At 64.5% G+C, this 9,240-nt stretch carries 9 protein-coding genes and 1 tRNA gene; 7 read left to right on the plus strand and 3 right to left on the minus strand.

Annotation, left to right across the window (positions count from 1 at the left end; all coding sequences use genetic code 11):
* Window positions 1–57 precede the first annotated feature (57 nt).
* Window positions 58–222 (plus strand): hypothetical protein, encoded by a 165-nt coding sequence (locus tag G404_RS20395; protein WP_156906299.1) that lies wholly within the window; start codon window positions 58–60, stop codon window positions 220–222.
* 82 nt (window positions 223–304) lie between these two features.
* Here G404_RS20395 and G404_RS0113350 read toward each other — a convergent pair whose 3' ends face one another.
* Together G404_RS0113350 and mutL are read right to left on the minus strand one after the other, a co-directional pair.
* Window positions 305–730, minus strand: a complete 426-nt coding sequence (locus tag G404_RS0113350) for a hypothetical protein (RefSeq protein WP_156906300.1) — start codon at window positions 728–730, stop codon at window positions 305–307.
* 17 nt (window positions 731–747) lie between these two features.
* Window positions 748–2,553, minus strand: coding sequence for a DNA mismatch repair endonuclease MutL (mutL, locus tag G404_RS0113355; protein ID WP_028641535.1), 1,806 nt, complete (start codon window positions 2,551–2,553; stop codon window positions 748–750).
* A 196-nt stretch (window positions 2,554–2,749) separates the two neighbouring features.
* On the opposite strand from mutL, the gene G404_RS0113360 reads away from it, so the two are divergent.
* From G404_RS0113360 to G404_RS0113385, 6 genes are all read left to right on the plus strand, one after another.
* The gene (locus G404_RS0113360) at window positions 2,750–3,796 is read left to right on the plus strand and encodes a rod shape-determining protein (RefSeq protein WP_028641536.1); all 1,047 of its coding nucleotides are present in this window, start codon (window positions 2,750–2,752) and stop codon (window positions 3,794–3,796) included.
* Between the two features lie 87 nt (window positions 3,797–3,883).
* Window positions 3,884–4,789, plus strand: coding sequence for a rod shape-determining protein MreC (locus G404_RS0113365; protein WP_028641537.1), 906 nt, complete (start codon window positions 3,884–3,886; stop codon window positions 4,787–4,789).
* Window positions 4,790–4,794: 5 nt separating this feature from the next.
* The gene (locus G404_RS0113370) at window positions 4,795–5,367 is read left to right on the plus strand and encodes a hypothetical protein (RefSeq protein ID WP_028641538.1); all 573 of its coding nucleotides are present in this window, start codon (window positions 4,795–4,797) and stop codon (window positions 5,365–5,367) included.
* Window positions 5,368–5,387: 20 nt separating this feature from the next.
* The gene (mrdA, locus tag G404_RS0113375; protein ID WP_036521437.1) at window positions 5,388–7,439 is read left to right on the plus strand and encodes a penicillin-binding protein 2; all 2,052 of its coding nucleotides are present in this window, start codon (window positions 5,388–5,390) and stop codon (window positions 7,437–7,439) included.
* Window positions 7,439–8,554, plus strand: coding sequence for a rod shape-determining protein RodA (gene rodA / locus G404_RS0113380; protein ID WP_028641540.1), 1,116 nt, complete (start codon window positions 7,439–7,441; stop codon window positions 8,552–8,554). The genes mrdA and rodA overlap by 1 nt, the downstream gene beginning before the upstream one ends.
* Window positions 8,555–8,654: 100 nt before the next feature.
* Window positions 8,655–8,730, plus strand: a tRNA-Lys gene (locus G404_RS0113385).
* A 246-nt stretch (window positions 8,731–8,976) separates the two neighbouring features.
* Here G404_RS0113385 and G404_RS0113390 read toward each other — a convergent pair.
* Window positions 8,977–9,240 (minus strand): transposase (locus G404_RS0113390; protein WP_028641541.1); only part of this gene is annotated, 264 nt, incomplete at its 5' end.

The raw sequence follows: 9,240 nt of genomic DNA on the forward strand, positions 1-9,240 counted from the left end.
TACTTACGCCAGGCGCTGCATTACAGCGGGCGGAGCCGACTTTGGGAGAGTTTGACCATGCGCAATACGACACTGAACATTCTGGGTCTGACTGTGGCGATGGCCATCGCGATGAGCGCGACGCCGGCCTTTGCCAGGCACCATCATCGCCACCACCACCACGGCCATGCAAAAGCCAAGCACCCGCACCGTCATGGCGTGAACGACAACGTCAAGGGTTGAACCCGGCTTCACGCGACGCGCCACCAACGGCAATCGGGCGGGTCATGAACGGCGGCGGAGCGATCCGCCGCCGTTCATGCGTTCATGAGGGCTTGCACTGGGTATCGCCGTTTGCGTCGAACACTGTCTGCCCTTTGGCGTCGGTGATCACGACATGCCCGTCAAATTCGGCAAGGGCACCCGTCGCCTTGTGCTTGCCGCCCGGCACGGCGGTCAATGTAGCCGAATAAAGCGGCCCGGCATAACGAGTATGCGCGCCATCGGGCAATGCCAGCGTTTCGGTGGCGGCGGGAATGGCCACAATATGACCATCCACCTTGATCAGTGCGCGTGATTCCATCGCCAGAAACACCGCGCCCAGCCCGCCGCCGGCGGGGACGAAATTGCAGCCTGCGCCATAAAGCTTGTTCCGGGTAATATCGAAATAGTCGATCGGTTGCAGCGCCAGGTGCGGCGCCTCGGGCCTGGTGCCATCGGTACAGGCTGTCAGCGCGAACGGCGCAATCATCCACCAGGCTTTCCCCATCATCCCCTCCCGAACAGTTTCTCGATATCCCCGTGGGCCAGCTTGATCCACGTCGGGCGGCCATGGTTGCACTGGCCCGATCGCGGTGTCGCCTCCATTTCGCGCAGCAGCGCGTTCATTTCGGCCACCGACAGCGCACGTCCGGCGCGCACCGAACCGTGGCAGGCCATGGTTGCCAGCACCAGATCCAGCCGTTCACCCACCAGCAGGCTGGCCCCGTTTCGCGTCAGATCATCGGCCACATCGCGCACCAGCGCATGGGCGTCACCCTTGCCCAGCGCTGCGGGCACTGCGCGCACCAGAACGGCTGCGGGTCCAAACCGTTCGATCACCAGCCCGAACCGCGCCAGATCGGCCGCGGCATCTTCAAGACGGTCACAATCGGGTTCATCCAGTTCGACCACTTCGGGCAGCAACAGCGCCTGCGCCGGGGCATCGCCCTGCCCGGCCCCGCCGGCGCGCAGCCGTTCCAGCACCAGTCGCTCGTGTGCGGCATGCTGATCGACCAGCACCAGCCCATCGTCGGCCTCGGCCACGATATAGGTTCGCGCCACTTGCCCGCGCGCCACCCCCAGCGGATGGGCGATCACGTCGGGCACCGGCGCTGCGGCCGGTTCGGCACGTGCCACAGGCGGCGCCATGACCGACGCCTCGTACCCCCGCCAGGCCGCACCGACTTCGCCAAGCCGCGGAGGCGCAAACAGACTGGATTGCGGCACACCAGCAGCGGCCACAGCCGCAATCGGTTCGACCTGCCAGGCCTGCATCGCCGCCCGGTCGGGCGTCTGCACCGAACGCCGGTCGCCCTCGGTCAAAGCCTGGCGCAGGCCGGTCACGATCATCCCGCGCACCAGCGCCGCATCGCGAAACCGCACCTCGGTCTTGGCCGGGTGCACGTTCACGTCGACCTCTTCGGCGGGCAAAGTCAGAAACAGCGCCAGCACCGCATGGCGATCGCGCGCCAGCATGTCGGCATAGGCGCCGCGCACCGCGCCGATCAGCAACCGATCCTTGACCGGCCGGCCGTTGACAAACAGGTACTGGTGATCGGCCACCCCGCGGTTCCACGTGGGCAGGCCCGCCACGCCGACCAGATGGTAATCGCCGCGCGCCAGATCGACCGCCACCGAATTGGCGGGCAGATCTCGCGCCACCAGTTGCGCCACGCGCACATCCAGCCGCTCGCCCGGTTGCACCTGCAACGCGCGGCGGCCATCGTGTTCCAGGGTAAAGCCGATATCGGGCCGCGCCATCGCCAGCCGCCGCACCACGTCGAGCGCAGCGGCCCATTCGGACCGCGCCGAACGCAAAAACTTGCGCCTGGCCGGCACCCGGCCGAACAGGTCTTCGACCCGCACCCGCGTACCGGGCGGCAATGCCGCCGGGCCATCGGTCACCAGATCGCCATGATCGACCACGCGTTTCCACGCTTCGCCCGACGCGCGCGACCGGCTTTCGATTGCCAGCCGCGCAACCGAGGCGATCGAAGGCAGCGCCTCGCCCCGGAACCCCAGCGTGACCACGCGTTCCAGCGCCGAATCCGTCCCGATCAGGCTTTCGGGCAGTTTCGAGGTGGCATGGCGTTCCAGCGCCAGCGCGATTTCGTCGCGGGTCATCCCGCATCCGTCGTCGCTGACCTCGATCAGCGACAGGCCTCCTTCGGCCAGCCGCACGGCAATCTGGGTCGCGCCGGCATCGATTGCGTTTTCAACCAGTTCCTTCAGCGCACTGGCGGGACGTTCGACCACTTCACCAGCCGCAATGCGATTGACGAGGTGTTCGGGAAGCCGGCGGATCTGGCGCATCGGTAAAGCCATGGCCGCAGACTAGCGGCGAATCCGGCACAATTCGAGACGTTCGGCAAAGGTTATCCCGGATCTGCGTCACAAATGGGTGGGTTTTGGCGGACGCTTGCGCTAATGGGCAGCCTTCGCTCCACGCACCCAAGTTTCGGGTAGGTCTACGCGCGCTAGCCAACCCTCTGATTCGACGGATTTTCTGATGGCTTCGATGTTTTCTCGATTCTTCAAATTCGGATCGCAAAATATTGCGATCGATCTCGGCACCGCCAACACGCTGGTTTATGTTCAAGACCGCGGCATCGTGCTGAATGAACCTTCGGTTGTCGCGATCGAAACCATCAACGGAATCAAGCGGGTCAAGGCCGTCGGCGATGATGCCAAGATGATGATGGGCAAGACCCCCGACAATATCGAGGCGATCCGCCCGTTGCGTGACGGCGTGATTGCCGACATCGAAGTGGCCGAAGCCATGATCAAGCACTTCATCCAGAAAGTGCACGGCAAGAAAAGCGTGCTGCGCTATCCCGAAATCGTGATCTGCGTGCCGTCGGGTTCGACCTCGGTCGAACGCCGCGCGATCCGCGACGCTGCCAGCAATGCGGGCGCCAGCCAGGTGTTCCTGATCCTTGAACCGATGGCCGCCGCAATCGGCGCCGACATGCCCGTGACCGAACCGGTCGGTTCGATGGTGGTCGATATTGGCGGGGGCACGACCGAAGTCGCGGTGCTGTCGTTGCGCGGCCTTGCCTATACCACGTCGGTGCGCGTGGGCGGTGACAAGATGGACGAATCGATCGTGTCCTATGTGCGCCGCCATCACAACCTGCTGATCGGTGAGGCCACGGCCGAGCGGATCAAGAAGGATTATGGCGTTGCCACGATCCCGGCCGACGGAATCGGCGAGATGATCCAGATCAAGGGTCGCGACCTGGTCAATGGCGTGCCCAAGGAAATCACCATCACCCAGGCGAACATCGCCGAGGCCTTGTCCGAACCGATCGGCGCGATTGTCGAAGGTGTGCGCATCGCGCTGGAAAACACCGCGCCCGAACTGGCCGCCGACATTGTCGACCAGGGTATCGTGCTGACCGGTGGTGGCGCCCTGATCCGCGGACTGGACGAACATCTGCGCGAAGAAACCGGCCTGCCGGTGTCGGTTGCCGAAGATCCGTTGAGCTGCGTCGCGCTGGGTACAGGCCGCGCCATGGAAGATCCGATCTATCGCGGCGTTTTGATGACCGCATGATGCGTTCAGCATGATGTCATCGTGACTGGTGTCATGACAGGGCCTGGTCCCTGTCACCGGGCTCGATCGTAAGGGGAATTGACAACTATGGCGCGGTCGCGGGACTTGCGCCCGGGCTATTCGCGCAGGGCGCAATACGGCATCTTTACCGGCTACGTGATTGCCGTCGTGGGCATCGTGGTCGGGCTGGTTGCGTTTGGTGTGTCGCTGTACAACCCCGGGGCCTTTGGCTTTGCACGCGGCGCAGCCAGCGACGTGGCCGCGCCGGTGGGCAAGGCATCGGCGGTGACGCGCAAATCGGGCAGAAGCCTGATCGCCGCGATCGGCGCCTATTTTGAAACCGGGCATCAAAATCTGGAATTGACCCGCGAAATCGCCGGCGCCCGCGCCAGCGCGGTGTCTGCGCGCGCAATGGCCGATGAAAACCGGCGGCTTAAGGCATTGCTGCAGATTGTCGATCCGGCGCAGCCGCCGGTTGCGTCGGCCTGGTTGATCGGATCGACCGCGGCCAGCGCGCGCCGCTATGCCATCATCGATGCCGGCAGCGCGCGGGGTGTCCACGCAGGCCAGCCGGTGCGCGGTGCCGGCGGCCTGATCGGGCGGGTGGTGGAATCCAGCCCCGGCACCGCGCGGGTCCTGCTGTTGAGCGATCCCGATAATGTCGTGCCGGTGCGCCGCGCCGCCGATGGCCTGCCCGGGTTCGTGCAAGGCTTGGCCAACGGCCGGATCGAGATCCGCCTGCTGACGATGGGCAACAATCCGCTGCATCCGGGCGACGTCTTTGTCACGTCGGGGTCTGGCGGGATCTATCCCCCCGGGGTTCCGGTGGCGGTCGTCGCCACGCCGCGTCGTGATGGCGCCGAAGGGCGGCTGGCCGCCGATCCGGGATCGACCGACTATGTGCTCGTGCTGCCGGTCTACAAGGCCGATGCCGTGGCGGCGATGGCCGCCAGCGTCAAGGCCGCCGGCCCGCCACCCAAGGAAGACAACTGATCGCGATGGCATCCGCCTCTCGCCCCGCCAGCACACGCCTTGCCAGCGGCAGCGATGCCACGCCGCGTCGCCCGATCAACCGCGCGCCCCTGCCCTGGCTGGCGGCGGCGCTGCCATGGGTTTCGGTCATGGCGATGTCGTTGTTCACCTTTTCGCCGGTGATTGCCTCGGCCCCGGTGATACCGCCGCTGGCCTTCATGACCCTGCTCGCCTGGCGCATGCTGCGGTCGGGCTTTTTCCCCATCTGGGTCGGTCTGCCGCTTGGCGCGTGGGATGACCTGTACAGTGGCCAGCCGTTTGGATCGGGCATCATGCTGTGGTCGACGGCGATGCTGGCGATGGACGTGATCGACGAACGGTTCTTGTGGCGCGGGTTTCGCCAGGACTGGCTGGCGGCGGCGGTGCTGCTTAGCGCCTATCTGCTGCTGGGCTCGATCTTTGCCGGGATCGCCGTACGCTATCCGCTGCCGCTGACCATCGGGCCGCAATGGTTGATGACGCTGGCCCTGTTTCCGGTCATCAACCAGCTGGTCGCAATGCTTGACCGCCTTCGCCTGCTGCCGCTGAGGCGCCTGTGACCAGGCGCCCGAAACTGCCGATGACGGCGGCGCGGCTGACCCAGACATTCGAACGCCGCACGTTCCTGCTGGGCGCGGTTCAGGGCGGGGTCGGGCTGTTGCTGGCCACGCGCCTTGGCTATCTGGCGGTGGCCGAAAACGCCAAGTATCGTGCCGCCTCGGAAAGCAACCGGGTCAACCTTTCGCTGATCCCGCCACGGCGCGGTGCGGTCCTTGATCGCAACGGCGTTGCGCTTGCGTCGAACCGCGCCGATTTCCGCGTTGACCTGATACCCGACCGGCTGGTCGATGCCGATGCCACGCTTCAGACCCTGAAGGGGCTGCTCGACCTACCGCCCGACCGCGTGGCCGATATCAAGGACAAGATCGACAATTCGCGCGGGTTTCAACCGGTCGAAGTCGCCAGCAAGCTGGATTGGGACAAATTCGCCGCGATCAGCGTGCGCCTGCCCGAACTGCCGGGCGTCATCCCCCAGCGCGGCAATTCACGCTATTACCCCTCGGGCGCGGCGGTGGGCCATCTGGTCGGCTATGTTGGCCCCGCCTCGGCCGACGATTATGTGCGCGAACACAATCCGCTGTTGATCACGCCCGGGTTCAAGATCGGCAAGGACGGGCTGGAAAAGGCGTTCGAGGTGCGTTTGCGCGGCGTTCCCGGCGCACGCCGGGTGGAAGCGACCGCCAGCGGACGCGTGGTGCGCGAACTGGGCACACGCGAAGACGTGCCGGGCCAACCGATGCAGCTGACCATCCATGCCGGATTGCAGGAATATGCCGCACGCCGCATCGGGCTGGAAAGCGGTTCGGTGGTGGTGATGGATTGCCTGACCGGCGATGTGCTGGCGATGGTGTCGATGCCCTGCTACGATCCGAATTCGTTTTCCGACGGGATCGGCCGCATAGAGTGGAAGATGCTGTCCGAAGACGATCACGTGCCCTTGCGCAACAAGGTCCTGCGCGGGCTCTATCCCCCCGGATCGACGGTCAAGCCGATGGTGGCGCTGTCGTTCCTGGAGGCCGGCCTCGATCCGCATGCCGCGGTCAATTGCGCGGGCGGATTGCGCGTGGGCAACCGCGTGTTCCATTGCTGGAACCATCACGGCCACGGCTCGACCGATATGTCGAAAGGCATCTATCAGTCGTGCGATGTCTATTTCTATCACTTTGCGCAACAGATCGGCATGGACACCATCGCCAAAATGATGCGGCGCATGGGGCTTGGCGGCGAATTCCCGCTGCCCTATCCCGGCCAGTCCTATGGCACCGTGCCCGATCCGGCATGGAAAATGCGCAAGTATCACAAGGAATGGGCGGTCTATGACACCGTCAATGCCACGATCGGCCAGGGCTATATGCTGGTCAATCCGTTGCAGCAGGCGGTCTATGCCTCGCGCCTGGCCTCGGGGCTGAACCACATGCCGCGGCTGGTGCTCGATCGCCATGCCCAGCCCCCGCCATCGATGGGTATCGCGCAGGATCACCTCGATCTGGTGCATGCCGCGATGAACGAAGTGGTCAACGGACGCGGCACCGCGGGCAAGGCGCGGCTGCCAATCCCCGGGGTGCAGATGGCGGGCAAGACCGGCACTGCACAGGTCGTCGGGCTGAACCTGGGCAATGGCAAGGGCGGCGAATGGAAACGCCGCGACCATGGCCATTTCATCTGTTTTGCCCCGTTCGACAAGCCGCGCTATGCCTGCGCCGTGGTGATCGAACATGGCGGCGGTTCGGGCGCGGCCTATCCGGTGGCGCGCGATGTGATGACCTATCTGTTCGACCAGACCAAGGCGATGGCCGTGCTGGAAGATTACGAGCGCCAGTGGGGCGGCAATCTGCAACAGCGCATGGCGGCGAAATACTCCGCCTATGCGGCCAAATTCGGCGCCACCGCGCCGCGTGCGCCAGGCGATGACGCGGCCAGCGATGACGACACCGGTGATACCCGCGACGACGAACCGGCAACGCCCGAAACCGATGCGGCCCCCCCCGCGCCCGAACCCGATCCGGGCCCCACACCCTCGGCCGCCGCCGCCACCCCGGCCCCGGTGCCATCCGGGGCGCCCGGCCAATGATGCCGCGCGCCTATGTGCCCCAGGCGCTGGCCCGCCAGCCGTGGCAGGTGATCATACCCCTGACGATGCTGACGGTGTTTGGCGGGGCCGTGCTCTATTCGGCGGCGGGCGGACGGTTTCAACCGTGGGCGGCGATGCATGTGATCCGCTTTTTCGGTTTCCTGGTGATGGCCATGCTGCTCGCGCGCGTGCCGCGCGACTGGTTCAAGCGCGTTGCCCTGCCCGGCTACGTGATCTTGTGCGGGCTGCTGGTGCTGGTCGAACTGATCGGGCGTATCGGCGGCGGCAGCCAGCGCTGGCTCAATCTGGGGTTCATGACGCTGCAACCGTCGGAACTGATGAAGCCGGGAATCGTGCTGGTGCTGGCGTGGTTTTACGCTATGTTGCCGCTGAACGAAGTGCGCGGCTGGCGTGCGATCGTGCCGCCGCTGGTGATCCTGGCGATCCCGGCCGGCCTCGTGATGTTGCAGCCTGATCTGGGCACCGCGCTGGCGATCAGCTTTGGCGCGCTGGTGATGATGTTCATCGCAGGTTTGCCGCTGTGGCTGTTTATCAGCGGCGGCATCGGCGCCTCGATTGCCGCGCCGATCATGTTCTTTTTCGTCATGCACGATTATCAGCGCAAACGCGTGCTGGTGTTCCTTGATCCGGAAAGCGATCCGCTGGGATCGGGCTATCACATCACCCAGTCCAAAATCGCGATCGGTTCGGGCGGCTTTCTGGGCAAGGGATTTGGCAACGGATCGCAAAGCCATCTCGATTACCTGCCCGAGGCGCATACCGATTTCGTGTTTGCCACGATGGCCGAAGAATGGGGTATGCTGGGCGGCCTGTTCGTGCTGGCGGTGTTTACCGTGGTGCTCAGCTGGGGCCTGAACGTCGCCATGCGCGCGCCCGACCGGTTTTCACGCCTGCTCGCCACGGGTATGGTCACCACGATCTTTTTCTATGTGTGCATCAACATGATGATGGTGATGGGCCTGGCGCCCGTGGTGGGCATTCCGCTGCCCTTCCTCAGCCACGGCGGATCATCGATGATGACCAACATGATCTGCGTCGGCACGATCATGGCCGTCGACCGCTGGTCACGCGCCGCGCCGCGCGGACTGGGCTGAAAAATTTCGCCGCGCGGCACGATTGGGGCTTGGCAGGCCGACAAAAATCGCTAGAGGGACGCTTCCCACGCAGACAGCATCGCTGCTGCAGCCAGGGTACGGACACATAGCTCAGTTGGCAGAGCAGCTGACTCTTAATCAGCGGGTCCTTGGTTCGAACCCAAGTGTGTCCACCATCCCCTTCCGGTATGATTTCCGACTGCACAAGCAGGTCGGTGCCATGCGCAAATCCACTTAGTCCATCCAGACAAGGCTGTTAGCCATGTTTGCGATAGCAGGTTTTGCATCAACCGCACGGGCAAGACCAATGCAGCACCAACAGCGCATCTACAACCGCATCAAATTCGCCGAATTGGATCGTGTCCCACGGCGTGGTGTAGCTTATTGGGGCCACCACCGATTTCGGCGTCAGTTTGAGCCGATCATGCGCCGGGCACAGCCGATAGCATGACGATGGGATTGTCGCTGAGTGGCGCCATTGTTTCAAGCGTCATGTAGCGTGCGCGCTGGACGGCCCATTCGTCGGATTGCTCCATGAGGATGGCGCCGATCAGGCGGGTGATCGCGCCTTCGTTGGGGAAGATCCCGACCACTTCGGTGCGGCGTTTGATCTCGCCATTCAGGCGTTCGATGGGATTCGTGCTGTGCAACTTGGCCCGATGTTCCTTGGGGAACGTCATGTAGGC

This window comes from Novosphingobium acidiphilum DSM 19966, assembly GCF_000429005.1.
In the GTDB taxonomy this organism is placed as follows: Bacteria; Pseudomonadota; Alphaproteobacteria; order Sphingomonadales; family Sphingomonadaceae; genus Novosphingobium; species Novosphingobium acidiphilum.